The 24,154-nt window shown below is 61.6% G+C and carries 29 protein-coding genes; 23 read left to right on the plus strand and 6 right to left on the minus strand.

Translation table 11 applies throughout. The features are described from left to right. The 23 genes from ABJZ52_RS01810 (at position 1) to ABJZ52_RS01920 (ending at position 21,520) form a co-directional block, all read left to right on the plus strand. The gene (locus ABJZ52_RS01810; protein ID WP_348208074.1) at positions 1 to 597 is read left to right on the plus strand and encodes a DUF3486 family protein; all 597 of its coding nucleotides are present in this window, start codon (positions 1 to 3) and stop codon (positions 595 to 597) included. Then, positions 598 to 2,010 carry a terminase family protein gene (locus ABJZ52_RS01815; protein WP_348200127.1) on the plus strand — a complete coding sequence of 471 codons (1,413 nt, stop codon included), beginning with the start codon at positions 598 to 600 and terminating at the stop codon, positions 2,008 to 2,010. Continuing rightward, on the plus strand, positions 2,003 to 4,159 hold the full coding sequence (locus ABJZ52_RS01820) for a phage portal protein (protein WP_348200126.1): 2,157 nt from the start codon (positions 2,003 to 2,005) through the stop codon (positions 4,157 to 4,159). Before ABJZ52_RS01815 ends, ABJZ52_RS01820 begins: the two co-directional genes overlap by 8 nt. Continuing rightward, the gene (locus tag ABJZ52_RS01825; protein ID WP_348200125.1) at positions 4,159 to 5,046 is read left to right on the plus strand and encodes an HK97 family phage prohead protease; all 888 of its coding nucleotides are present in this window, start codon (positions 4,159 to 4,161) and stop codon (positions 5,044 to 5,046) included. Before ABJZ52_RS01820 ends, ABJZ52_RS01825 begins: the two co-directional genes overlap by 1 nt. A 389-nt stretch (positions 5,047 to 5,435) precedes the next feature. Further along, a complete protein-coding gene (locus ABJZ52_RS01830) occupies positions 5,436 to 6,737 on the plus strand; it encodes a phage major capsid protein (protein WP_348200124.1) in 1,302 nt (433 codons plus the stop codon). 115 nt (positions 6,738 to 6,852) lie between these two features. Then, positions 6,853 to 7,401: a hypothetical protein gene (locus ABJZ52_RS01835; protein ID WP_348200123.1), complete on the plus strand. Its 549-nt coding sequence runs from the start codon at positions 6,853 to 6,855 to the stop codon at positions 7,399 to 7,401. Positions 7,402 to 7,438: 37 nt separating this feature from the next. Beyond that, the gene (locus tag ABJZ52_RS01840; protein ID WP_348200122.1) at positions 7,439 to 7,876 is read left to right on the plus strand and encodes a helix-hairpin-helix domain-containing protein; all 438 of its coding nucleotides are present in this window, start codon (positions 7,439 to 7,441) and stop codon (positions 7,874 to 7,876) included. Between the two features lie 121 nt (positions 7,877 to 7,997). Beyond that, entirely contained in the window at positions 7,998 to 8,573 is a 576-nt protein-coding gene (locus tag ABJZ52_RS01845) for a hypothetical protein (RefSeq protein WP_348200121.1), read from the plus strand. Next, positions 8,573 to 9,241 (plus strand): DUF2786 domain-containing protein, encoded by a 669-nt coding sequence (locus ABJZ52_RS01850; protein WP_348208073.1) that lies wholly within the window; start codon positions 8,573 to 8,575, stop codon positions 9,239 to 9,241. The genes ABJZ52_RS01845 and ABJZ52_RS01850 overlap by 1 nt, the downstream gene beginning before the upstream one ends. Before the next feature lie 17 nt (positions 9,242 to 9,258). Continuing rightward, positions 9,259 to 9,582, plus strand: coding sequence for a hypothetical protein (locus ABJZ52_RS01855; RefSeq protein ID WP_348199948.1), 324 nt, complete (start codon positions 9,259 to 9,261; stop codon positions 9,580 to 9,582). A 7-nt stretch (positions 9,583 to 9,589) separates the two neighbouring features. Beyond that, a complete protein-coding gene (locus ABJZ52_RS01860) occupies positions 9,590 to 10,030 on the plus strand; it encodes a phage morphogenesis protein (RefSeq protein ID WP_348199949.1) in 441 nt (146 codons plus the stop codon). A 4-nt stretch (positions 10,031 to 10,034) separates the two neighbouring features. Beyond that, a complete protein-coding gene (locus tag ABJZ52_RS01865) occupies positions 10,035 to 10,793 on the plus strand; it encodes a DUF5131 family protein (RefSeq protein ID WP_348199950.1) in 759 nt (252 codons plus the stop codon). A 208-nt stretch (positions 10,794 to 11,001) separates the two neighbouring features. Continuing rightward, positions 11,002 to 11,427, plus strand: a complete 426-nt coding sequence (locus ABJZ52_RS01870; protein ID WP_348199951.1) for a DUF3168 domain-containing protein — start codon at positions 11,002 to 11,004, stop codon at positions 11,425 to 11,427. Between the two features lie 49 nt (positions 11,428 to 11,476). Further along, on the plus strand, positions 11,477 to 12,091 hold the full coding sequence (locus ABJZ52_RS01875; RefSeq protein WP_348199952.1) for a hypothetical protein: 615 nt from the start codon (positions 11,477 to 11,479) through the stop codon (positions 12,089 to 12,091). 4 nt (positions 12,092 to 12,095) lie between these two features. Then, complete coding sequence (locus ABJZ52_RS01880) at positions 12,096 to 12,293, plus strand: hypothetical protein (RefSeq protein ID WP_348199953.1); 198 nt, start codon at positions 12,096 to 12,098, stop codon at positions 12,291 to 12,293. 30 nt (positions 12,294 to 12,323) lie between these two features. After that, positions 12,324 to 12,797 carry a hypothetical protein gene (locus tag ABJZ52_RS01885; RefSeq protein ID WP_348199954.1) on the plus strand — a complete coding sequence of 158 codons (474 nt, stop codon included), beginning with the start codon at positions 12,324 to 12,326 and terminating at the stop codon, positions 12,795 to 12,797. An 8-nt stretch (positions 12,798 to 12,805) separates the two neighbouring features. Further along, positions 12,806 to 13,048, plus strand: a complete 243-nt coding sequence (locus ABJZ52_RS01890) for a hypothetical protein (RefSeq protein ID WP_348199955.1) — start codon at positions 12,806 to 12,808, stop codon at positions 13,046 to 13,048. Positions 13,049 to 13,053: 5 nt separating this feature from the next. Then, entirely contained in the window at positions 13,054 to 14,988 is a 1,935-nt protein-coding gene (locus tag ABJZ52_RS01895; RefSeq protein ID WP_348199956.1) for a hypothetical protein, read from the plus strand. Further along, the gene (locus tag ABJZ52_RS01900) at positions 14,985 to 15,410 is read left to right on the plus strand and encodes a hypothetical protein (protein WP_348187192.1); all 426 of its coding nucleotides are present in this window, start codon (positions 14,985 to 14,987) and stop codon (positions 15,408 to 15,410) included. Before ABJZ52_RS01895 ends, ABJZ52_RS01900 begins: the two co-directional genes overlap by 4 nt. Positions 15,411 to 15,423: 13 nt before the next feature. Next, a complete protein-coding gene (locus tag ABJZ52_RS01905) occupies positions 15,424 to 15,957 on the plus strand; it encodes a hypothetical protein (RefSeq protein WP_348187194.1) in 534 nt (177 codons plus the stop codon). Further along, on the plus strand, positions 15,954 to 16,385 hold the full coding sequence (locus ABJZ52_RS01910; protein ID WP_348187196.1) for an NlpC/P60 family protein: 432 nt from the start codon (positions 15,954 to 15,956) through the stop codon (positions 16,383 to 16,385). The genes ABJZ52_RS01905 and ABJZ52_RS01910 overlap by 4 nt, the downstream gene beginning before the upstream one ends. Beyond that, the gene (locus tag ABJZ52_RS01915; protein WP_348187198.1) at positions 16,382 to 19,351 is read left to right on the plus strand and encodes a phage tail protein; all 2,970 of its coding nucleotides are present in this window, start codon (positions 16,382 to 16,384) and stop codon (positions 19,349 to 19,351) included. Before ABJZ52_RS01910 ends, ABJZ52_RS01915 begins: the two co-directional genes overlap by 4 nt. Positions 19,352 to 19,363: 12 nt before the next feature. Continuing rightward, positions 19,364 to 21,520 (plus strand): hypothetical protein, encoded by a 2,157-nt coding sequence (locus ABJZ52_RS01920; RefSeq protein WP_348187200.1) that lies wholly within the window; start codon positions 19,364 to 19,366, stop codon positions 21,518 to 21,520. 318 nt (positions 21,521 to 21,838) lie between these two features. Here the strand turns inward: ABJZ52_RS01920 and ABJZ52_RS01925 are convergent, their stop codons facing one another. The 6 genes from ABJZ52_RS01925 to ABJZ52_RS01950 form a co-directional block, all read right to left on the minus strand. Next, on the minus strand, positions 21,839 to 22,069 hold the full coding sequence (locus ABJZ52_RS01925) for an AlpA family transcriptional regulator (protein WP_348187202.1): 231 nt from the start codon (positions 22,067 to 22,069) through the stop codon (positions 21,839 to 21,841). A 1-nt stretch (position 22,070) separates the two neighbouring features. Next, on the minus strand, positions 22,071 to 22,682 hold the full coding sequence (locus tag ABJZ52_RS01930) for a hypothetical protein (protein ID WP_348187204.1): 612 nt from the start codon (positions 22,680 to 22,682) through the stop codon (positions 22,071 to 22,073). Positions 22,683 to 22,685: 3 nt separating this feature from the next. Then, on the minus strand, positions 22,686 to 22,958 hold the full coding sequence (locus ABJZ52_RS01935; protein WP_348187206.1) for a DUF2312 domain-containing protein: 273 nt from the start codon (positions 22,956 to 22,958) through the stop codon (positions 22,686 to 22,688). A gap of 205 nt (positions 22,959 to 23,163) precedes the next feature. Then, positions 23,164 to 23,502 (minus strand): hypothetical protein, encoded by a 339-nt coding sequence (locus ABJZ52_RS01940; RefSeq protein WP_348187208.1) that lies wholly within the window; start codon positions 23,500 to 23,502, stop codon positions 23,164 to 23,166. Positions 23,503 to 23,516: 14 nt separating this feature from the next. Continuing rightward, positions 23,517 to 23,837: a hypothetical protein gene (locus ABJZ52_RS01945; protein ID WP_348187210.1), complete on the minus strand. Its 321-nt coding sequence runs from the start codon at positions 23,835 to 23,837 to the stop codon at positions 23,517 to 23,519. Further along, on the minus strand, positions 23,834 to 24,154 hold the full coding sequence (locus ABJZ52_RS01950; protein ID WP_348187212.1) for a hypothetical protein: 321 nt from the start codon (positions 24,152 to 24,154) through the stop codon (positions 23,834 to 23,836). Before ABJZ52_RS01950 ends, ABJZ52_RS01945 begins: the two co-directional genes overlap by 4 nt.

Here is a 24,154-nt window from a genome sequence, read left to right on the forward strand (position 1 = left end):
ATGGCGGGAGAAACCCCAGATCATGGCAATGCGCAGGGGGCTCGGGGGCGTGGCCGTCTGTCCACCCTGGAGATGCTGCCAGAGGAAGCCGATGGCGATCTGGTCTGGCTGCATGAGGAACTGAGAGACGGAAACCGTCCGCAGGTTGCTATCCTGAAGGACTTCAATGCGCGGCTTGCCGATCACGGCATCGGCCCGATTTCCAAGGGCGCCTTCTCCCGTTACTCGGTGCGCAAGGCGCGCGAGTGGCGTGAATACGATGAACGCTTGCGCCTGTCGCGTGCCCTGGTCGAAACCATGGGGCCGGACGGGGCCGACAAGATGACGGTTGCGGTGGCCGAGCGCCTGAAAATGGCCGTGGACCGGGTGCTGTCCGAAGGCAATCTGACCGCGAAGGAAATCGCGACCCTGGCGCGGGCCAACCGGGCCGCCGTCAGCGCGCAGAAAGAAGCAATCGATCTCAGGCGGTCCCTGGAAGAAGAACAGGCGCGCAAGCTGGCCGAGGTGGCAGATGCGGTGCAGCAGGTCGCGGAAAAGGCCGGTATTTCGGAAGAGACGATGAAGGAAATCAACAGACGCATCGTTGGAGGTGCCTGAATGGGCCGCGCTCTTGTCATCCCGAAAGATCCGGATGCTGTCTTTCTGCCCTATCAGGCGCGGTGGGTCTATGACACCTCGCGCCTGAAGCTGATGGAAAAGGGCCGGCAGATCGGCATGTCCTGGGCCACTGCTTATGCAACGGTTTCCCGCACCGCTCTTGAGGGCGCGCGCATCGATCAATGGGTGTCCTCCCGTGATGATATTCAGGCGCGGCTGTTCCTTGAGGATTGCAAGATGTGGGCCGGTGGGATCGATCTTGCAGCCCGCGATCTGGGCGAGCAGGCGGTCGATGGGGAGGGCAAACACAGCGCCTATGTGCTGAAATTCTCCAATGGCCGGCGCATCCATTCGATGAGTTCCAACCCGGATGCCCAGGCGGGCAAGCGCGGCGGTCGTGTCCTGGACGAGTTCGCGCTGCATCCCGATCCGCGCAAGCTTTGGTCGATCGCCTATCCGGGCATCACCTGGGGCGGGTCCATGGAGGTGATCTCAACCCATCGCGGGTCCAAAAATTTCTTCAATGACCTGATCCGCGAATATCATGACAACGGCAACCCGAAGAAGCTGAGCCTGCACCGGGTAACCCTCCAGGACGCCCTGAATGACGGCTTTCTCTGGAAACTGCAAAAGGCGCTGCCTGCCGATGATGAGCGGCAGGAGATGACCGAGGCCGACTATTTCGACTGGACCAAGAACGGCTGCGCCGATGAGGAAAGCTTCCTGCAGGAGTATGAGTGCCAGCCTGCCGATGATGATGCCGCCTTCCTTGAATATGAGCTGATCACCTCTTGCGAATATCGCGCCGGGGTCAATTGGCAGCAACAGGAGGGCGGTCAGCTTTTCGTTGGCGTCGATATCGGCCGCAAGAAAGATCTGACGGTTGTCTGGGTTCTGGAAAAGCTCGGCGATGTTTTTTACACCCGCGAAATCATCTGCCTGCAGAACATGAAGAAGTCAGACCAGGAAAAGATCATCTGGCCCTGGCTGGAGCGTGCGCGCCGTTCGGCGATCGACAGCACCGGGCTGGGGATCGGCTGGGCGGATGATGCCCAGGACAAATACGGCAAGTACCGGGTCGAGGCCGTCAATTTCTCCGCTCCGGTCAAGGAAGCGCTGGCCTATCCTGTCCGTGGCAACATGGAGGACCGGAAGCTGCGCATCCCCGATGACCCGAAGGTCCGCGCGGATCTGCGGCAGGTGACGAAGCAGGTGACCGCTGCCGGGAATATCCGATTTACCGCAGAACGCACGCCGGATGGCCATGCCGACCGTTTCTGGGCGCTGGCGCTTGCCCTGCATGCGGCCCAGGACGCGGATGCATCGAACTGGCGGCCTGTCTCAGGCGCAACTGATCAGGGCGGGCCGTCTGTGCCCGACATCGACAAGAACTGGATCCCCGCCCATGTTTAAACGCTTTTCAAAGGCCTTTTCCGCGATGCGTCACACGGGCGGCGTGTCCTTTGTCGAGCGGCTGCTCAAGCGCACGCGCTTCGATTACCGCAAGGAAATCGGCGACGGCCTGGACAGTTCTGTCGTCACGGCCCCGATCCAGTGGATCCAGCGCGCCCTGCCAGAGGCCACTTTAACCGTTCGGAAGCGCACCGCCGATGGCACTCATGACGAGATGCCGGGGCACAAGATGCTTGAGCTGATCGCAAGGCCAAATCCCTATTATGGTGATATCACGCTCTGGAACGCGACATTGCTCAGCTACCTGCTGGACGGAAACGCCTACTGGATCAAGGTGCGGTCCCGGATCGGGCGGCCGGCTGAGCTTTGGTATGTGCCGCACTGGACCATGGAGCCAAAGGCCGCCACGGACGGATCGGAGTTTTTGACCCATTACACCTATTCGCCGGGCGGTGGCGCGGCGCCGGTGGATCTGGAGCTGGACGAGGTGATCCATTTCCGCCACGGTCTGGATCCGCGCAACCTGCGCAAGGGGCTGTCGCCGCTGGCGGGAACGATCCGCGAGATCTTCATGGATCTGGAAGGGTCGAATTTCGTGGCGTCTTTGCTTCGCAATATGGGCGTGCCCGGTGTTGTGATCAGCCCCAAGAACGGCGGCACCGTTGCGCCGGAAGATGTTCAGGCGACCAAGGCCTGGTTCAATCAGAGCTTTTCCGGGGATCGGCGCGGCGGCGCCCTGGTGATGGGCGCGCCGACCGATGTGTCGCCCTATGGTTTCAACCCGCAGCAGATGAACATGTCCGAGGCGCGCGACATTGCCGAGGAACGGGTGTGCGCGTGCCTGGGCATTCCGGCAGCCGTGGTCGGCTTTGGTGCAGGCCTGCAGACCTCAAAGGTCGGCGCGACGATGGCGGAGCTGACAAAGCTGGCCTGGCGCAATGGCGTCCTGCCCCTGTGCCGGTTGCTGGCCGATGAGCTGGACCGGTCGCTGTTGCCGGACTTTGGCGACCCAGCCGGGCTGAAAAGCCATTTCGACACCTCCGAAGTGCTTGCCCTGCAGGATGACATGGACAAGGCGGCCTCGCGCTGGAACACGATGATCCAGGGCGGTTGGGTGATGATGTCGGAAGGCCGTGAGGCCATGGGGCTCGATGCGGATGACAGTCACAAGATCTATCTGCGCCCGGCAATGTCTCTGGAGGTTCCGGCCGGCGGGACGCCTGCGGGAGCGGCTCTGGCCCAGGAGGCGGGGCGGCAGGAAGAGCAAGAAGAGGATGGCAAGGCGCTGAAGTCCCTGGACGGCCAGAAGCATGGCGACGATCATGGCCATTCTCATGATCATCCGCGCGCCAGCCGGGCGGTCATGCGGGCCGGGGCTGTTTTCGTCAATGCCCTGCAGAAGCAGGAAGGGCCGCTGGAAAAGGCGTTTGAGCGCCGTTTGAAGGCGTTCTTTGCGGATCTGGGCAAGGCTGCCAAAAAGGCCGCCGGCGCATCCATGAGTGCAGAGGACCTGACAGCGGTGGTCGGCCCCAAGTCGGCGTCAGGCTTTGAGGAAAAGTCCGACGAACTGCTGGTCGCGCAGATCCTGGACAAGCTGGGCATTGCCGCCCATCGGACCACGTTTCAAAAGCTGTATGAGGCGCATTATGTCGATACGGCCAAGAAGGTGTCGGAAGCTGCCGAGCTGGCCGGTCTGCCGGGCAGCCTGCCTGATCCGGTCGCTCGCGCGGTGGCCGGAGCCGGCGGCCGGCGCTCCGGCCTGGTCGACCTGAGCGCCCAGACACGCAAGGCGATGTTCGACGCGATTGCCGAGGGACGGGCGGAAGGCGAGGGCGTCACCCAGGTGGCGAACCGGATCGCGGGCTATGTGGAAGGCGGTCACTGGCAAACGCCCGATGTGCGCGCCCGGATCATCGCGCGCAGTGAAACCAAATATGCACAGAATGTCTCGACGGTCGAACGGGCCAAGGCGGCTGGCGTCGAGCGGTTCATCATTTTCGACGGCCGACTGGGCGAGGGGCGCTCGGATCCGGACCACATCGCCCGCAACGGTTCGATCGTCGACGCGGCGGAGGCCAGCCAGATCGCCGCTGATGAACATCCAAACGGCACCTTGAGCTTTGCTCCCTACTTCGGAGAAGATGAGTGATGACCTGCAAACACTGCAATGACACGGGCACCGTCCTCGTGGATGGCGTCAAGCGCCCCTGTTTCAAGTGCCAGCCGGTTGAGCAGGACGCGCCTGCCACCGGAAAGGCGCAGGGCGGCGTTTCCAGCGAGATCAAGACGCTGACGGTTGAAAAAATGGACGGTGTGGGCCAGGGACTTGCCCGGATCGCGCTGTTGTCCGAAGTCGACAATGATGGCGACACCTATGTGCCGGGCGCATTCAGCTGGAAAGAGGGCGGCGAGCAATGGGTGCCGATCCTGCCCGCACATCAGCGCACGGCCATGCCGATCGGCAAGGCGCGGATTTACGAGGATGGCAATGCGGTTTACGCGGAGCTGCATCTGAACTTGGACACCCAGGCCGGCAGCGACTGGCACAAGGCCCTGAAATTCGACCTGGAGCACGGCAAGAGCGTGCAGGAGTATTCCTATGGCTTCGGGGTGCTGGATTACGCCCTGGAGCGGCGCGATGGCGCCGAGGTCCGTGTGCTCAAGCGCCTGGATGTCCATGAGGTGTCACCCGTGGTGCGCGGCGCAGGCGTCGGCACGGGAACGCTGCAGATGAAATCAGATCAAGGCGGCAGCTTCGCCGGTCAGATCGATGCTGTGCTCGCCGAGGTCAGTGACATCGTGGAGCGTGCGGGATCCGTCAAGGCGCTGCGCGAAGCCCAGGGGCGAGACATGAGCCCGGCGCGGATGGCGCAACTGAAAAGCCTTCATCAGAAGCTGGGCGGGATCCTGGACCTGGATGCGGAGGGCGGCAATGACCAGGAGGCTGACGCTCAGGCCAAGGCGAAAGAGCTGGATGAAGCCAACCGCCTGGCGGCGCAGTTCATGACCCGTAGCGCTCGCAAGCAGTTCGGTTGATGGGGGATCTTCTGCCCAAAATGCGAGATTGATTTTAAGGGGGGCAGGAGCGCGTTTCGCCCCCTGCATGCATCGTCGGGCATTTCCGGCACTCGATCTGTTTAAATGCCTGTTTAAAAATTGATTGAGGGCACGTTGCGGCCCAAAGTTGATGTATCCGGCGGCGGTCGCAGGCAGCGCTTGCCAAAGCGGGTGGATGCGTCCTAGAAGAGTATGAACGTTTTTCCGCGCCCCTCTTGCGCCTTCACCCGCTCATCTGCGCGGGTATTTCCCATCCCTCCCGTTTCTTAATCTGACTGAAGATGATCAGCCCGCGCCGACGCGGGCAGATGTTTTGCGAAGGTCGCGCGCGGACGTGATGGCCTGCATGTGTTATCAGGAGAAACGGGATGACGACCATCAAACAGGTCCGCGATGAACTCGCGGCAAAGCAGGACAAGCTCGGCGCTGTCTTTTCCGAAGCGCTGACGACCGGCGACAGCGGTGAGAAGCAGTATGACTTCAACCGCGTCAAATGCCTTGGCGATGACGTTTCGGGTTCTATCGCTGTGGCCGAGAAGGTCAAGCAGATGAACGCCGAGCTGGATGAGCTGGCGGAGAAGGCGGAAACGCTTGAGGCTGCCGAGAAGGCCGCTGGCGCTCATGCCAACCGCGAAAAGGCTGCCTGGCGTCCGAGTATGCCTTCCGGCGGGCCTCGCGATCCAGGCGAAAGCAAGTCCCTGGGCGAGCGTGTTGTCGGTGAAAAGGCTTATGCGGCCTGGTTGCAGGCAGGTATGCCCCAGGGCGTTGACTTCAAATATGACGTGATGCCGACCGATATGCTGGCCAAGGCGATGCGCAGCATGACGCTTCAGGAAAAGACCCTGATGGCAACCACCGCCGGCTACGCTCCCGAAAGCACGCGCCTGCCCGGTTTTGTGGATGCGGCTACCCGGCCGATCCAGCTGATCGACATTATTCCATTCTCGCCGACCGGCATGTCCTCCATCAAGTACATGGAGGAAACCACCCGGACACACAGCTCCGCTGAAAAGGCCGAGGGTGCGGCCTTTGCCGAAAGCGCCTTCGCGTTCACGGAAAAAACGTCCGATGTGGTCAAGATCACTGACAGTCTTCCGGTGACCGACGAGCAGCTGGAAGACGTGGCCATGATGCAGGGCTATATCAACGGCCGCCTGACGTTCGGTATCCGCCAGCGTCTCGATGGTCAGTGTCTGGTCGGCAATGGTTCCTCGCCGAACCTGCGCGGTATCGTGAATGTGTCCGGTATCCAGACGCAGGCGAAGGGCTCCGACCCTGTGCCAGATGCTTTCTTCAAGGCAATGACCAAGATCCGCGTGACCGGCCGGGCGATCCCGACCCATCACGTGATGCATCCGACCGACTGGCAAGGCGTCCGCCTGCTGCGCACGTCTGATGGCGTCTATATCTGGGGTTCTCCGTCCGAGGCTGGCCCGGAGCGTCTGTGGGGTCTGCCGGTTGTGCAGAACGATGCCCGCAGCGCCGGCAGCGGCCTGACCGGTTCGTTCCAGCCCGCCTGGATCTCAGGTTTCGAACGCAAGGGCGTCGATATCCAGATCGGCTATGTCGGCACCCAGTTCGGCGAAGGCAAGCGCACCGTGCGCGGCGACATGCGCGCGGCGCTGACGCTCTTCCGCCCGGCCGCCTTCTGCGATGTGACTGGCCTTTGATCAGTCGCAGCCCGTCCGGCCTTGCGCCGGGCGGACTGTTTTGAGGCGGCAGGTGCACAGTCCTGCCGCCTGGCAACAGTCCCTCTGAGACTTTCAAAAGAATGAGGAATACACCATGTCAAAGATAGCCGGATCACAGCCGCGTATTTACTCGGTCGCTCTTGCTGCGGTCGCGCTCGGCGCCAGTGATGATGTGCTTGGCGACACGGCCATGGCCGAGCTGGAGACCGCGGAGGTGACCGCCTTTGACGGTCAGCCCGACGTGGCGCGCAATCTCACGGTCAAGGGCAATGACAGCAACGTTGCCGGCGATGTGGTGGTCGAAGGTTACAACCATGGCGGCGAGACGATCACCGAGACGATTGCGCTGTCCGGCACTTCGGTTGTTGCCGGGGACAAGGCATTTGCCGAAATCACCTCGGTGACACTGCCTGTCTATGACACGGCCGACACCGAGCGGGTGCGGGTAGGTCTCGGCGCCAAGCTCGGCCTGCCGCTGAAGCTGTCCCGCAATACGGTCATTCATGCCTATCTGGACGGTGCGCGCGAGGGCACTGCGCCGACGGTCGCGGTCAGCGCGTCTGCCATGGAGAGCAACACCGTGACGCTGGACAGCGCGCTCGACGGGTCTGACGTGATTGTCGACCTTTACGAGACGCTTTGATCTGACCGGCAGGACCGGCATTTAAAAGGAAACTCTCATGATTGCGAAACAGCGGCTTTACCTGAATGCGGACAAGAGCGCGGTGGTCGGCGAGGGGGACCGTGCCTGCGCGTTTCTCTATGCAGTGCCGGGCGACGAGATCCCCGATGAGGCGGCTGCCCGCTTTGGCCTGGTCGACGGCAAGCTGCCGCGCAAGGGTTCAAAGGGCGGCAAGGCGTCCAAGGGCAGCAAGGCGGCCGAAAATGAGGTCGCTGGCAACGGCCAACCTGCGGCGGATGATCTGACATCGATCAAGGGGATCGGCAAGGCGACGGCCAAGGCGCTGGTGCAGGCTGGGGTCGACAGTTTCAAGGCGCTGGCCGAGGTCGATCCGAATGCGCCGCCCGTCAAGGTGTCTGGCGCGACAGATACGGAATGGGCCGCCTGGGTTGCTGCTGCACAAGCACAGTCGGGTTCTGCTCCCGAGAGTGACTGAGCGCGGGCATGGCAGAGGATCGGGATAACGGGAAGGGCGGACAGCGTCCTTCCGATGAGAAAGAAAAGCGGCCGGGTGGGGACAAGGAACTCCGCCCGGCCGAGAACAAGGGCGGCTGACCATGGCGCTGATTGACCGGGTGAAGGAGCGCACGGGAACGGATCTCGGAGATGCCGAGCTGCAGGCCATGATCGATGCGATCGAGGCGGACCTGACGGCGAGGCTCGGCGCAACGGGAGAAATCACGGTCGATCTGGGAGATCCTACGGATCCGGCGTCTGCTTTCCGGCAGACCCTGCATCTGGCGCGTGCCCTGGATGCCGATGAAACGATCACTGTTGTTGAGCTGCATCCTGGAAACACGGGTTCCGATGACGACGAACTGACCCTGGCGGCGGATGACTTTCGGGTGCTTCATGGCGGCCGGACGCTGCAGCGGCTTACCGGCGGCACCAACCCTAAGCGCTACTGGGCGCCGCTTGTCCAGGTGACCTATACGCCGGCCGGCAATGCGGGTGTGGTGGCCGCGCGCGAAGAAGCTACGATCAAGCTGATGCATCTGGATCTGAGCTATCGGGGCGGGCTGAAGTCGGAACGCGCGGGAGACTATCAATTCACCCTGGGAACGGATCCGGCCAGCGAGCGCACGGCGATCATCGCGGGCCTGGCCAATCGCAATGGCATGGTGATGGCGTGATGGATAAGGCCCTCTTGGACAAAATCCGAAAGTGCCTGGCGCTCGGGCGAAGTGCAAACGAGCATGAGGCAGCAGCAGCCATAGCCAAGGCGCGTGCCCTGATGGACGAGCATGGGATTTCGCGGAGTGATGTGGATCTCGCCGAGATCGCAGAGGCCACCGCTCGCGCGAGCCGGACCGTGAAGCCGCCGGCATGGGAGGTGCTCCTGAGCGCAACGGTCTGCCGGGCGCTGGGGGTGAGTGTGATCCTGGACGGCGTGGGTGATCGCGTGTTCGTCGGGCGCGGGCCGGCTGCGGAAATTGCGAGTTATAGTTTTGCGGTGCTTTACCGCAGCTTGAAGTCCGCCCGTGCCGACTATATCCGGTCCGCGTTGAAGCGGTGCAAGCCAGGGCGCAAACGCCAGCGCGCTGATGTCTTCTGCGAAGGCTGGGCCTCTGCGGTGTTTCTCAAGGTGCAGGCACTAGTGCCCGAGCTCGGTGACGATCCTCTGGTCGAGCGCTACCTGCAGGAGCGCTATCCTGCACTTGTGCCTGTCGGAGCCAGGACTGCGTCCGAGAAAGGCCGATCCACTGATGGGGATCGACTGCAAGGATGCATGGCCGGGGAGGCGGTCGATCTCAATGCTGGGCTGAAGGGCGGGGCGGAAGCGCCGCTGGCGCTGTCATGATCTCCGGGCGGTTGACCATGCGGGCGAGTGTCGAGCGGGATCAGGCCAGCGGCACGGACAGCTGGGGCAATCCGCTGCCGGCCGATTTTCAGCCGCTGGGTGTGCTGAAGTGTTTTGTCTGGTCGACGGCCAGCCGCGAGATCGTGGATGGGGACAAGACGGCCATGATCGAGGACATGCGGGCGCTGTTCGCGCTCGGCGCAGATATTGCCGAGGACGATGAAATCAGCGCGGTGAAGAACAGGGCGGGCGATGAGATCATCCCCGGCCGCCTGAAGGTCGAGGGGCCGGTGCAGCGCAAACACACGCACCAGGAAGCTGCGCTGAAACGGATCGGGTGATCTTCTGATGGCCGGCAAGTCAAAGTCGCTGAAATGGTATGGCAAGGCCGTCAAGAAGGATATGCGGGAGGCCCAGATCGAAGGGGTCAACCGGACCATGGCAGCCTGCGCGGCGGAGGCCAAGGCCAACCATCCCTGGGAGAACCAGACGGCCACCCTGGAAGGCTCGATCGATATTGCCGATTACGCCGCGCCGGTGGCCGATGGCGTCAAGGGGACATGGGGCTCGCGAGATGTTGCCTATGCCCTGATCCATGAGCTGGGCGGCGTGATCAAGCCGAAGTCGGCCAAGGCGCTGGCGATCCCGCAAGACGATGGCGGGGTGGTCTTTGTGCAGTCGGTGACAATCCCAGCCCGGCCCTATCTCAGGCCGGCGGCGGATACCCACTATCCGAAGCTCGCGGGGCGGATCAAAACCGCGTTTAAACGTCGTTCAAAAAAGAGGTGATGGGGTGGCTGAGAATACCGGCATTGAATGGGCGCGGCACACTTACAATCCGTGGATCGGCTGCACCCGGCTAAGCGCAGCTTGCGACAACTGCTATGCAGAGGCCTGGGATCGGCGCGGGTTACAGCGGCAGGAGAGCCGCTGGGGCGCGCACGCGACCAGGACGCGCACCAAGACGCGGCCGCAGCTTCGCAAGTGGGACAGGGAAGCTTCCGAACTCGGCATTCGGTCGCGCGTCTTCTGCGCCAGCCTTGCGGATGTCGGGGACAATCACCGGTCCATCGACCCAGCTTGGCGGCGCGATCTTGTTGACGATATCCGGGCCTTCCATAACCTCGACTTTCTGCTCCTGACCAAGCGGCCGCAAAATATGGCGAAGCTCTATCCGGACCTAATGGAGGACTGGCCCGCCAATGCCTGGATGGGCGTCTCGACTGAAAACCGCGATGAGATGCTCCGCCGTGGCGAAGCGCTCACGAAGCTGCCCGCCAAAATCACCTTCTGGAGCGCGGAGCCGCTGGTCGAGGATCTTGGCCGGATCCCGTCGGAGATCATGCCCTCTTGGGTGATCGCCGGCGGCGAGAGCGGTGCGGAGTTCCGATCGCCGGACCCGGACTGGTTCCGCTCGCTTCGCGATCAATGCGCAGAGGCCGGCGTCCCGTTCCTCTTTAAGCAATGGGCCGGCCGCAGCCAGAAAGAGATCAAGGCCATGGGGCGCGCGCTGGATGGCGTCACCCATGATGGCTATCCGGGGCCGCGCTAGGGAGCCGATGGCTCCGCGCAAATTTCCTCCCCTTGACAATCGTCTGGCCAGCCCGGATGCTGGCCGCGATTTCCCCTGAATACCTTTCCCTTGACTGATTTCTGCCTCACCTGCGCGCCTGCGCGGATGTTTCCGCCTGCCTCGAAAACCTAATCTCGATCCATGATCCCGGCGTTGTTCCGGGTGTCTTTCGGTTCGGGATGCGGTGATGGCTCAGGCTGATTTGATCGGTGCGCTGACGGAAGTGCTCAAGGCGGATGCGGAGGCATCTGCCCTTGCTGGTGCGCGCGTCTTCGGAGGCGAGTTGCCGGGCGCTGAAGCCGCTTCCATGCCACGCGCAGCCTGCGTGCTTCGGGCATCGGGCGGGGTTTCCCTCGCTGCTGGCTCCCGCATGGCGCATGACACCCAGCGGATTGATCTGGTCTGTTTCGGCGCAACGTCTTCCGAGGCGTCCGGTCTTCTGGCTGTCTGCGGAGCGGCACTGCGCGGCATCAACCGGCAGCTTGTTTCAGGTTGCCTGATCCACTGGGCAGAGCCTGCTGGCGGCTTCTTCTCCCGCCGTGACACGGACACCAAGTGGCCGTTCGCTTTCCAGCCTTTCCAGATCTTCCATGCCTTGCAGGAGGCCGCATGAGCGCGCCCGCCTGCCTTACTTTTGACCGTGCCCCGCAGGAGCTTTCCCGATGACCGCAGCGACCAATCCTTATGAAATCATAGCGGCCCCCTTCACCGTCTACTATGCGCCGCTCGGTGAGGAATTTCCCGCCGTCGATGCCGCTGTTGCTGGCAACTGGGTCAAGATCGGGGTGTCCGGCGACGAAAGCATGGACGAGGAAGGTGTGACCGTGCAGCACACCCAGGAGATCAACAAGGTCCGGACCCTGGGCAACACGGCTCCGGTCAAGGCCTTCCGCACCGGCGAGGATCTGATCATCCAGTTTCAGGTGCTTGATGTCTCTTCGGAGACTTATCTGCTCGGTGTCAACAGCAATGGGATTGCCGCCACTGCGGCCGGTTCCGGCACGGCCGGCAAGAAGGTCCTGCAGTTTTATCAGGGCGAGGCTGTGGCCAACATGGCGCTGCTGGCGCGGGCCAATGTCAGCCCCTACGGCGGCGGCATGAAAATGCAGTATCAGGTGCCGCGCTGCTACATGTCCGCCAATCCCGAGCCGGTGTTCCGCAAGGGTGAGCCGGCACGAATGGCTTATGAGTTCACGGCGCTGCGCGACTTCGATGCGGCGACCAAGGAGGAAAGCTTCGGGCAGCTGGTCGCACAGCACCAGGTCGCACTGGAGTAAGGCAATGCGGATCGAACCAGAGCGTCCGGTCCTGCATGAAGGGATGGCGGCGCGGGCGCAAGCCCTGGACCAGGAAGCCCGTCATCACAAGCGCGAGGCGCAGCGTCACCGCCGGGCGGCGCAGATCGCACGCCAGAAGCTGAAGACCCTGCAAGAGGCCTGCGAGCGGCTCGGCATCGCCATCACATTCGACCCATCCTGACCCTTTTGACCCTGGCGGAGGACGTAATCCATGGCCAAGCCCATTTTGGACCTGAACACCCTGATTGACCGGCCTTTGATCAAGATCAACGGCGCGGCCTATGAGCTCTATCAGGCAGACGAATTGTCCGTCCTGGACAGCCACTGGTTCACGGTCCGGGGGCAGGAAATCACCAAGGCGGCCGAAGACGATGACCAGCAGCGGGTCGAGGATCTGGTGGGCGAGGTGTCGCGGCGCTGCCTGGTGGATTGCCCGGCCGAGGTTTTTGACACGCTGTCCGGCTCCCAGAAGATGGCGATCTGCGAGCTTTTTACGCGGCTCCTGCTGCAGCGCAAGATGCGCGTGGCGGGAGCGATCGCGCAAACAGTCATCGCAAACGGCGGGCGCAAGACGGCGACAACGCCGGCCCAGACACAGACTGGGGGGACATCCTCCCAAGGCTCCAGCGGTTCTTCGGCGGAGACCCGGACTGGTGGCTCAGAACCGCTCCGGCGGCCCTCGTGAGGGCGCATATGACCATGTTGCCGCGTCTGCAGGCCGAGGAAGCGCTGGGGGGCATCAATGTCGGGGTGCTCACCTCCGGCCATGCAAGTTCTCGCGACCTTCAGGCTGCCGTCAACCGGCTGGAGGCCGTGCGTGACGGCAGGAACCGGAAGCGGGCTGCCCGGCCGACGCCAGAGGCGCTGAAAGCCATCGGCATTGAGGTCGTGACGGTTCCCCCGTCTGCCGGCGAGGGGCCTGCTCATGAAGGATAACCATCATGGCCGGTGAACGTCTGGGCGAGGCGCTGCTCGACCTCGACACGCGCGACACAAAATTCAATCAGGGCGTGGACCGGTCCGAGCGACGGGCAAACAAGCTTGGCCTGAGCTTTGACGCCACTTCCGCCAAGGCGGCCAAGATGGGCAAGGGGCTTGCCCTGGCGGCGGCGGCCGGCACGGCCGCGCTCGGTGTCCTGGTCAAGAAGACGATCGACAATGCAGATGCCATGAGCAAGGCGGCTGCGCGGGCCGGCACCACCACGGAAGCCCTGTCCCGGCTGGCCTGGGCCGGGGACCTGTCCGATGTCTCTGTCGAGACGCTGACGGGCAGCATTTACCGCCTGTCCAATGCCATGGCCCAGGCGTCCAGCGGCAAGGACAAGGATCTCGAAGCGATCTTCAAGGGGCTTGGCATCGCAGTGACCGATGCCGATGGCCGGTTGCGGTCTGCCGATACGGTCCTGATGGACTTCGCCGACGTGTTTGCGACCCTGGAAAACGGCGCAGAAAAAACCGCTCTGGCGGTCAAGGTGTTTGGCCGGTCCGGCGCGCAGCTGATCCCGCTGTTGAACAACGGCCGGCGCGGCCTGCAGGAGATGGCTGATGAGGCCGACCGTCTGGGGCTGACGATCAGCACCAAGATGGGCAAGGACGCCGAGCAGTTCAACGACACGCTGACCCGGATCCAGGCGATCTTCAAGGGCCTGGTTGTCCAGATCTCGGCGGACATGCTTCCGGCGCTGCAGGACTTTGCCGACAAGCTGGCCGATCCGTCCTTCCGCCAGGAGGCGCAGGAGATGGCCGAGGCCGTTGTGTCGGCCTTCGGCATGATCGCCACGGCTATCCAGTCGGTGCTCGACCTGATGGTGCAAGCGGGGGAAGCCTGGTCAACCCTGAAAGGCTGGGTGGAGTGGGCAAATACCCATGACATGTTTGGCAATGAGATGGCGCCCGACTTCCAGGGCGCACTCGACACGGCCGGGGGCGCTGCCGCCAAAGGGGACCGGCTTGCAAGCGGTGGCAACCGCTTTGATGCCGCGTTTTCAGCCGCCAACGTCAATGCCGGGCGCACGATCAATCCAGAGCCTGCGGCCGCAGCGCTGCCGCCCTCGCTCACCAAACTGCTGGGCGGCGGGGGCAGTGGCAGCGGTGGTGGTGGCACAAGCGAGCTGCAGCGCCAGAAAGAGGCCGTTCAGGATCTGATCCGGTCGCTTGAGGAAGAGATCGCCGTCAACCGGACCATGGACCCGGTGCAACAGGAAATGATCCGCCTGCGGGGCACGCTGGCCGGGGCAACGGATGCGCAAAAGGCCAAGGTCGAGGACCTCCTGACGACGGCCATGCGCGAGCAGGAGCAGCTCTATGCCCTGCAGGATGCCTTCCAGTCTTTCGGCGACATGGCTGTGGAAGCGCTGGACGGGCTGCTCGACGGCAGCAAGTCCCTTGATGACAGTCTCGCTGATCTGGCGAAGTCGATGCAGAACATGGTGCTTCAGGCCGCGCTTTTGGGGCAGGGGCCGCTTGCCAATCTGTTCGGCATGGGCAGCTCATCGGGCGGCATTGGCGGCGGTGTCTTCGGTGCGCTCGGCTCGGTCTTTGCCGGCATGTTCGCCAAGGGCGGTCTGATCCCGGAAGGGCAGTTCGGCATTGTCGGGGACGCCGGTCCGGAGCCGGTGATCGGGACGAAAAACGGCGCCATGGTTTTGCCGAGTTCAAGCCTGCGCAGCATTGGAGCGGGCGGCGGCGGCGGTCAGTTCAACTTCAGCCAGTCCATTACGCCGCCGGACGGTTTTGAAACCCGGACACGCGAACAGGACAGCCCCGGCGGAAAGCGCCAGGAGGTCTGGTTTGAGGAAGCGGTCGGCAGCGCCATCGGCAAGCGCGGCCCGGCCCAGGCCGCCGTGCGCAATGCAGGGAGGCTGACAAGACGATGACCTTGCCAAGCTGGCCGACAGATCTCCCGGAACCAAATGGACAAGGCTGGAAACTGCTGCGCGGCGAAAGCCGGCGGCGCGCCCAGGGAGACCAGGGACCGCCACGGATGCGGCGCGGGATCTCCAAGGCTGTCGACCAGATGCAGATGACCCTGCTCCTGACCCACAACGAGCGGGCTCGCTTCGAGCGGTTTTACCGGGAAGAGACCTCGGAAGGGGCGCTGCCGTTCCTGATGCCGGACTGGTCGCGCAACGGCGATCTGCTGACCATGGCCGACGGCACGGTTCTGACCGATGCGAGCGGCAACCGGCTGACCATGAGCGTGATCGTGCCCTGTCTGTTTTCGACCGATCAGCTGCCGTCCTACGCCGCCATTGGCGCGCATTGGCAGCTGGCCTTTGTCATCACGGTGTTGCCATGACGGGAGACGAGTGATGAGCAGGCGGATCTCCCTCAACGCCCGGCTGGCCCATGACGCTGTTGGCTCCGATGAGACGGAAGTGGTGCTGTTGCAGTTCACCCATCCGGAGACAAGCCAGATCGTGCGCCTGTCGACGGACCCGACAGAGCGGATCAGCCTGGAGCCGCTGGTCTATGGCACCCGCTCCAGCTGGCTCGATGCAGACCCTACGGACGATGAAGAGGTGTTTCAGTTCGTTCTGGTGTCCGTGCTGCTGCCGGACGATCAGGAGACCGCGCCGCCGGCCGCGCGGCTGGCGATCGAGGGCGTGGACAATGAGCTGGCGGAGGTGCTGCGCTCGACGCTGCTGCGCGCCGATGTTTCGCTCGCCGTGGTGCTGGCGTCCAGCCCGGACGTGATCGAGCAGGAGTGGCTCAACTTCAAGCTGGTGAGCGCAGAGGGATCGGGCGAGAGCATTCAGCTTTCGATCACCCGCAATCCGCTGACCGAGGAACCTTGGCCGGCCGGCCGCATGACCCGCGAACGCTTTCCGGGGTTGCATCCATGACAGCAAGAACCAAGACCAAGGGCCATTGGAGTGCTCATTTTATCGGGCTGCCCTATGCGGACCTTGGCCGCACGCATGAGGGCGTTGATTGCTGGGGGCTGGTGCGCCTCGCCCTGTCCGCCCATGACATCCATGTGCCGTCCTACGCCGGCGGCTATGCATCGACCGAGGAACGGGCCGAAATCGCCGGGCTGATCAGCGGCGCGAAACCGCAGTGGCAGAAGGTCGACGCCGGGCGCGAGCTGGATGTGGTGACCTTCCGGCGCGGGCGTCTGGAAAGCCATATCGGCCTTGTGGTGCGGCCGGGTGTGATGCTCCACGTCACCGAGGGCCAGCCCTCCTGCCTTGTCAGCTATCTGGATTGCCAGTGGGAACGTCGCCTGACGGGCTTCTGGCGGCATCAGGATCTTGCCGGAGGCGTGTCATGACGGCCAGCCCCATGATGCAATCGGTTGCCGTGATCCCGGCGCCTGGTCCGGACGTGAGCCGGCAGGCCATGGAGCTGCCGGCCGGGTTGACTGTCGGCGAGATTGTTGCGCTTGCCTTGCCTGGTCTGCCGGTGACCGCGCGAGAGCGGGCGCGGGTGTGGCTGGTGAGCAATGAGGGCGAGACCTTGCTGCCTGATCCTGCGCTGTGGGGCCGGATCAGGCCGGTGCCTGGTGTCCGGGTGATGATCCGGCTGGTGCCGGGCAAGGACACGCTGCGCAATGTGCTTCTGATTGCGGTGTCCGTGGCGGCTCTTGCGATCGGGCAGGTCTGGGTTGGGCCGGCCATTGCGGGACTGACCGGATCCGCTCTGCTGGGTCAGATCGGCGCGGGGGTTGCTGCGGCCGGGTTGACGGTCGCGGGCAGTTTGCTGGTCAACAGTTTGATCCCGCCGTCGACGCCTCGGGTGGCGGGAACCGAGCTGCAGGCGGAAACGCCGCTCTATCAGATTTCCGGCTGGCAGAACCAGATGACGCCCGATGGCGTTGTGCCTTCCATCCTCGGCAAGGTGCGCGTGGCTCCGGTCTTTGCAGCGCCGAGCTACACGGAAATTGTCGGTGATGACCAATATATCCGGGCGCTGTTCACCTTCGGTTACGGCGAGGTCGAGCTGTCGGAGATGAAGATCAAGGACACGACGGTCGACAATTTCGATGAAATCGAGATGGAGATCCGCAACGGTCTGGAAAGCGATGATCCGGTCACGCTTTATCCGGCCCAGGTGATCGAGGACAGCCTTGGCGCGGAGCTACGCCGGGACAGGGATCGTGATGACGCGGGCAATGTCACCGGAACCGGCGACCTGACCCCGGTCGCGCGTTTCACGGCAGCTGACAGCACCGAGGCCAATCTGATTTTTCAGTTTCCGGGCGGCTTGATCAAATATGACGGCAGCGGCAATGCGAAAACGGCCAGCGTCACTGTGCGGGTCCGTCAGAGGCTTGAGGGCGAGGGGGACTGGGATGATGTAACGACGCTCACTTTTTCGGCGAAGAAGCGCGAGGGCTTTTTCAGGCAATACCGCTGGACCCTGCCGAGCCGTGGCCGATATGAGATCGAGCTTGCGCGCACGACAGACGAGAACCTGGACGCGAACACCTCGGACCGCATCAGCTGGCTGGCGCTTCAGAGCTTCCGGCCGGAGTATCCGCTCAACTTCGGTCAGCCGCTCAGCCTGGTCGCGATCCGGGTCAAGGCGACCTATCAGCTCAATTCCAGCCTGGACACATTCAACGCGATCGCCGAGCGGATCATCCCCGACTGGGATCATGAGGCAGAGGAATGGGTCTCCCGCGCGACACGCAACCCCGCCGCGCACTTCCGTCATATTCTCCAGGGAACAGAAAACACCTGGCCGGAGCCGGACAGCGCGCTGGATCTTGAGACACTGCAGGAGTGGCATGACTTCTGCCGTTTAAAGGGCCTTAACTACGATCGGAACCGGTCCTTTGAGGCATCGACCTGGGACGCTCTGGCGGAGATCGCCGGGGCAGGGCGGGCGAGCCCACGCTATGACGGCACCAAGTGGAGCGTGGTCATCGACCGGCCGCAGGAGCTTGTGGTCGCACATGTCAATTCGCGCAATAGCCGGGACTTTGCCTGGTCGCGCAATTACATTGAAACGCCGGATGCCTTCCGTGTGAGTTTCCTGGACGAGACCGCCGACTATCAGCAGCGCGAGCGGGTGGTGCGCTGGCCGGGCTATACCGGTGACATCGATGTCACCGAGGAACTGGCGCTGCCCGGTAAGACAGACCCGGACGAGATCTGGATCGAGGCGCGGCGGCGTCAATACGAGGTGATCTATCGGCCGGATACTTTCACGGCGGTTCAGGACGGCGCCGTGCGGACGGCCACGCGGGGCGATTTCGTCAAGGGAAGCTATGAGGTGCTGAAAAGCACCATGGCGGCCCTGCGGGTCAGCGCTGTGCGCGGGCAGGTCATCACCCTGGATGGCTGGGTCGAGATGGAGGCGTCGGAAACCTATGCGATCCGCTTCATGAAGCAGGTCGGCAGTGGCGATGAAGCGACTTTCGAAAGTGTGATCCGGAGCGTCAGGACTGTGGAAGGCACAACCGACAGCCTGATCTTGTCGGGCAGCGGTGATGTGCCGGTGTCAGGCGATCTGGTTCAGTTCGGCGTGTCCGGCGAGGAAAGCCTGGATCTGGTCATTGCCGGGGTTCAGGCCGGCGAGGACATGACCAATGTTCTGTCGATGCTGGCCCAGGCGCCGGAGATCGACACGCTGACCGATGCGGAGGTGCCGCCCAAGTGGAACGGCCGCGCCGGAGGCGATGCCGCAGCGAGCATTTCGGTGCCGGGTATTCCGACAGTGTCCTCGATCGACACCCATTTCAATGGAAGCACGGCTGATGGTCTGACGGTGCTTCTGGTGCCAGGCAGCGGCGCGTCGGCCGAGACATTTACACTGCGGCACCGGATTGATGGGGGCTCGACCTGGACAAGCGAAACAGTGGATGCGGGATCCGGGGCTGTTGTCATCACCGGCTATGTGGATGGCGACACGGTTGAGATGCAGCGCAAGGCGACCAGCGCAGAGAGCTATGCCAGCGACTGGTCTGCCAGCTTCACCGCGGATGTCGAGGAAAACCCTGAAGAAGCTCCGCTGCCGATCTCGACCGGTTCCGTGACGGCTGGAACGGGCGAGGCGAGCTTTGACCTGTCGACGCCGAATGACGGCTCGATCGCCGAGACCAAGCTGTATTACTCGGCCAGCTCTGACGGGTCATCGGCCACCGAAATCATCACTTTCGCCGCTGTGGCAAACAGCAACTACAGCCGGACGGAAACCGTGCCGGCGGGCGCCTGGTATTTCTTCGCCCAAACACTGACCGCCGGAGGAACGCCATCGAGCGGTTTCTCGCTTGGCAGCGCAACCATCCTTTAAAGGGGCTTTAAAATGGCTGAAGTCGCAACGATCAATCTGCCTTCTGCGACGAGCGTGGACGAGGTGCTTTGCAATAAGACGAGCGAAGGTATCAATGATGTCGTGCGGGTGCCGATCGCGAGTCTGGCTGAACAGGTTAATCCTCTGCCTGATACGAGCGTCGCCTTGGCTGGTAATATCCTCAGTGTTGGTAGCGATGGTGAAACCTATGAGCTTGTCACACCACACAAGGCGATCGGCTCGGTTCCGGCAGACAACCTTTTTCTTGGCATCTTCTGCAACGAGAATGACTTTCAGAACTTCCAGTTCCTTACCAGCAACGACGGCAGGAACTTCGAGAAGAAGACGAGCTTCCAGATTTGGTCGGATGGCGTTGGCATCGGCGGAACCTCGCCGTCATTCGCTTATGTCGGTCACACGGCTTACATTTCGTGCAGCCTCTACACCAGCGATGATGCGCGGTACTTCAAGACTACTGACTTTTTCAATTACGACCGAGTTGACATCACGTTCGGCAGTTCTGCCGTAAAGGGGACCACTGCACCGGGCGCTGCTGTGTCTTGCGACACCATCTTTGCCCCCGAGTTCTTTCACGACAATGATGGAGCGCTTTATATGTCTGCGTCTTTGCAAACGCAGGCGAACCAGACCGATGCGGATGGTCGAAGCATCAAATATTTCTGGCCGTACATCTCCGAATGCACGGATATCGATAACGATACATGGTCGGCCCCTGTTCGTGTTAATTATTCCGACACGGGTGCGGAGGTCATTGGCGCACTTGCAGAAGACCCATCTGACTACAATAGGATCGATCCGGACTTCCTACGCCTGGACGACGGAACCTATGTTCAGGTGGTCAAGCGCGAATACGACAAGACCATCGAGCTATGGACCGCCCCAAGCTATGATGGTGAGTATACCTATGTCACCAACCTCCCGTTTGAGCGCTGCGAAGCACCAAAAATCTGCTACGGCACGACCACAGACGAAATCATTGTTTATGCCGATCAGTGGGAACAGGAGGCAATTCTCTATTGCACCGCCGATCAGGATGATTTGACAACGTGGTCTGACCCAAAGCCGGTCGGAAAGGAAGGACGCCTTCGCCACGGTTCCGTCTACAACGTTGGCCGTCTTGTTGACAACCCCGCTGAACTCGTCGGAAAGTTCGCAGTGTGGGCCGCGTGGGCTGGGGTCGATAACAAGCGCGATGGTTATTACACGGCTCTGGAAGACGGATCTTCTAGTGAGGATTTCGGTACTGAGCTTCAAGATGGCGCTCAAACGCTGACGCCGATGGACCGGTATTGCTATACGATCTCAGGAACAGACGTTGCCACGCTTACTCTCGACGGCTGGGGCGATGACGATGGCATCGGGGATGCGCACGAGTTCTTCATTCGCATTGATAGCGCCTCCACTTCCTGCGGTGTAATTATTGAAACCGGGGACTATTACACAGCTCAGAACGGCACTGAGGCCGATTATTTCGGGTTTGGCGAGGATCAGAATGCGGTTCTGCATTTTGTGCGCGAGGACTTTAAGCAGCCATTTCGGGTTGTCGGATCTCGCAGCCGTCACCTTGGCTATTTCGGCTGGGATGGCCCGAATAAGCCTGCCGCAGACGACTACACGAATTATGAAATCACGATCACGGATCTTGGTCCGAAACGTGTGCGAATGTATTCAGACGGGACGCGTTGGAAGCCTTTCCATGACGTGGTTCTGGCCCGCGGAAATACAGACATCACGGTTGTGGATGACACCACAAGCTATCAGAACTTCTTCTCTTACACACTTGATGGTGGGTTGATTGGCCCAAACGATCAAATCATGTTCTGTGCCGAGCTTCAGCTTAGTGCTAGTGATGCTGATGGCAAAACGTTTGCGTTCAGGCATGACGCTACACCTGCATATCGTGCAAGCATGGTCTCCCAGCGGTCCGCAGTGCTCTCAAATCAAATTGCGTTCTCTAACCGGAACAGTGTTTCGAGTCAGATCCACGGAGAGGGTTACACAGGGGTTTTCAGCGGGACGTTGGATGCCGGCTCTGTTGACACTAGTTCTGACAGCACACTCGCCCTCAGCTTTATTTATGACGTGTTGGGTTCGGGAACAAAGAGCGCAGTCCTGAAGTCTCACTCGATCATCTGGCGGGCTCAGTAGATTAGCGCCAAAGCGACATCTCTCCGGTGGATCTGGTTGCCCTATTAATCTGCAATTCGAGTGGCGCCGGAAGCGGATATCTTGCAATATTTGGGTGCCAAACGAAGTTGCGCGAAATGCCAAACGAAGTTGCGCGCTACACGTTGACGCGTGCAGCCCCTCGACTAAACACAAAGTGAGCCGGACCTCGAAACCACAACCATTTATGAAATATGGCGGAGGGGGTGACGGTCACACTGTAGAGGTAAGTGCTTTAAATAATGGTTGAATTTATTTTGGGTGGATTCATTATACCCGCATTTATACCCGCTTTCACAATCAAGAAGAGCTTCTACCCGTTGGCGGTCGATTGACGATCCAGTCGTCAACTTCGCTTTCCAGCCACCGCACGGCCATTGCGCCGACCTTTCTAGGGCGGGGGAACAATCCATCATCAATATAACGATAGATTGTTGAGCTTCCAAGACTGGTCTTTGCCTTGACTTCATCCAGCTTGAGCAAGCGCAGCGGCGAAGGGTTAAAGACTAGTGTTTCTGCGGTCTGTGTCATGTTAGGCCCTCGGGTCGATGCCGATTTGAGAGAGGCGGGTTTCTAGTTCCTGTCGTGCCTTGTCGGAGCCCCAGGGCCGGATGGGCCGGGGGAATGGTTTGACGTTGGCCCATGCAGGTGGAGCGACGGTGAGTTGCATCAAGTCACGGGCTTCAGTCGCCTGTAGCTTCCGCGCCAAGTGTTCTAGTGCGTCGCGGGCTCGGTCGTAGGATTCGAGGTTGTCGATGAACTCCCCCAAACCAGCAGCGCGAAAGATCGCGTCATTAATCTGATCCCGCGCAAAAGCTGCTGCATCTGAAAGTGCGTCCGGGTTGGTCGAATAGGCCAGAAGCGCTGCCTCTGCAGCCCATGTCATTTCGCCAAGGATCGCCTTGTGGAAGTTCTTCAGCAGCGCTGCCGGTTTGATGTCGTCGTCGGCGTGGTCGTGCATGAGACAGCAATGCTGCGCGACTGTATACATGACACCGAATGTGGCACCGCCGAACCGCGGGATTTTGACCAGGCACTCAATCAAATCCGGCCAGAATATTTGCTCTGGCGTCGGGTGGGTGATGTTGACCAAGCGCCCGGACGCCATATTGCAGAGAACGTCTGGTCGGGGGGCTCCGCGCATGAGTTAGCCCTCCAAGTCGCCGTCAGCGGGTCCAGCCATTCCAAGCGCGTGAAGGTAGAGATCGAGGACGGTTTCCTCTTCCTCCCGCTCATGGGGTTGCTTCTTTCGCAGCGACACGACTTTGCGCAGGATCTTGACGTCGTAGCCGTTGCCCTTTGCCTCGCCATAAACGTCTTTGATGTCATCAGAGATGACCTTTTTTTCTTCCTCGAGACGTTCAATGCGCTCGATAAACGTGCGTAGCTGGTCGCCGGCAACACTGTCTGAATTCGACATGATTGGGTCCTTTCCGGCCGATGGGCCGCTTTCTTGTGCACTGTTGATCCATCGCAGCGCGCCGTCCGACGCGCTGGAATCGATCAACGGTTGCTCAACGACCAGAGTACATTTGGTTCGGCGCCCATGATTGTTGTCGGCACTTGATGGTTTCCTTTCGGCTCAGGTGTAGGCGGCCGTTGGCCGTTTGATCGGCGGCGGCGCGTTAGATGTATTCAAACTCGATACGATTGACCGGTTTGGCCGGGTCGCATTTGTAATGCGTGGTCAGCATCTCGATGAACTGTGCGGGGGTGAAGTCAGGAAAGCCTTCGCGAACGCAGTCGTCGGAAGTGATGGCGCTTAGGGGTTCGGTGCGGGTGCTGATGATCCTGATCTGGGAGATCTTCTTGATCTTCTCGCCCGGCTTCAGGCCCATCGCCTTTTCGACCGCGTTGACGGTGTCTCCGGGCTTTAGAAACCACCAGCCAAAACGACGCGTGACCGTTTTCGTGCGGTTGCGTATCTGGTCTGTGGTCATGGCGAAGGACATATTGCGGGGCATCGCGCTTGCCTGTCTCAGGTGGTCGGTTGAATCGCCGGATGGATGGCCGGTTCGATGGCGGTGGTCGTGGCGGTTGCCAGCGGGTCGCGAAACAGATTGATCGCCGTTTCATGGGCGCCCGCCTCGGTGAAATCGACCACGTGGAAGGTTTCCGGGCCTGACTGATAGCCGTGCATTTCGTTGGCGACCTCGACCGTGAAGGTCTGCGGGGCCGGATAATGCGCGGTGAAGCGGATGCGCCGGGCGATGGCCGCGACCGTGTCTGCGTCATCGGGCAGGCAGGCGGCTTTCAGGTCCGCGGCGGTTTTTGTCAGGGTTTCGATCAGCTGAATCATTGCAGCAGCGCCGCTTCAAAGTCGCGGCCGAGGGCGCGGGCCAGATAGATCCGGCATTCCTCGTTTCGGCCGCGGCGCGCTTCGTCATGAGCGATCGTGAAATAAGATCGGGCGTCGCCGCGCAAGACGGGGGCGGCTGGCCCTTCATTCTGGCCAACGGTCTTGCGTTCTGAGATCGCCTCTGCCTCGCCTTTCGTAATGACTTTTCGGGCGGCGAGGACTTCCAAAAGATCAACCGTTTCTATCCGGTCGAGCACCTCGTCAATATCGACATCAACATCAACGGTGACCGATCCGCGAAACTTGTTCCGTACCAT

The sequence above is a fragment of the Roseibium sp. genome (genome assembly GCF_039982295.1).
Lineage (GTDB): Bacteria > Pseudomonadota > Alphaproteobacteria > Rhizobiales > Stappiaceae > Roseibium.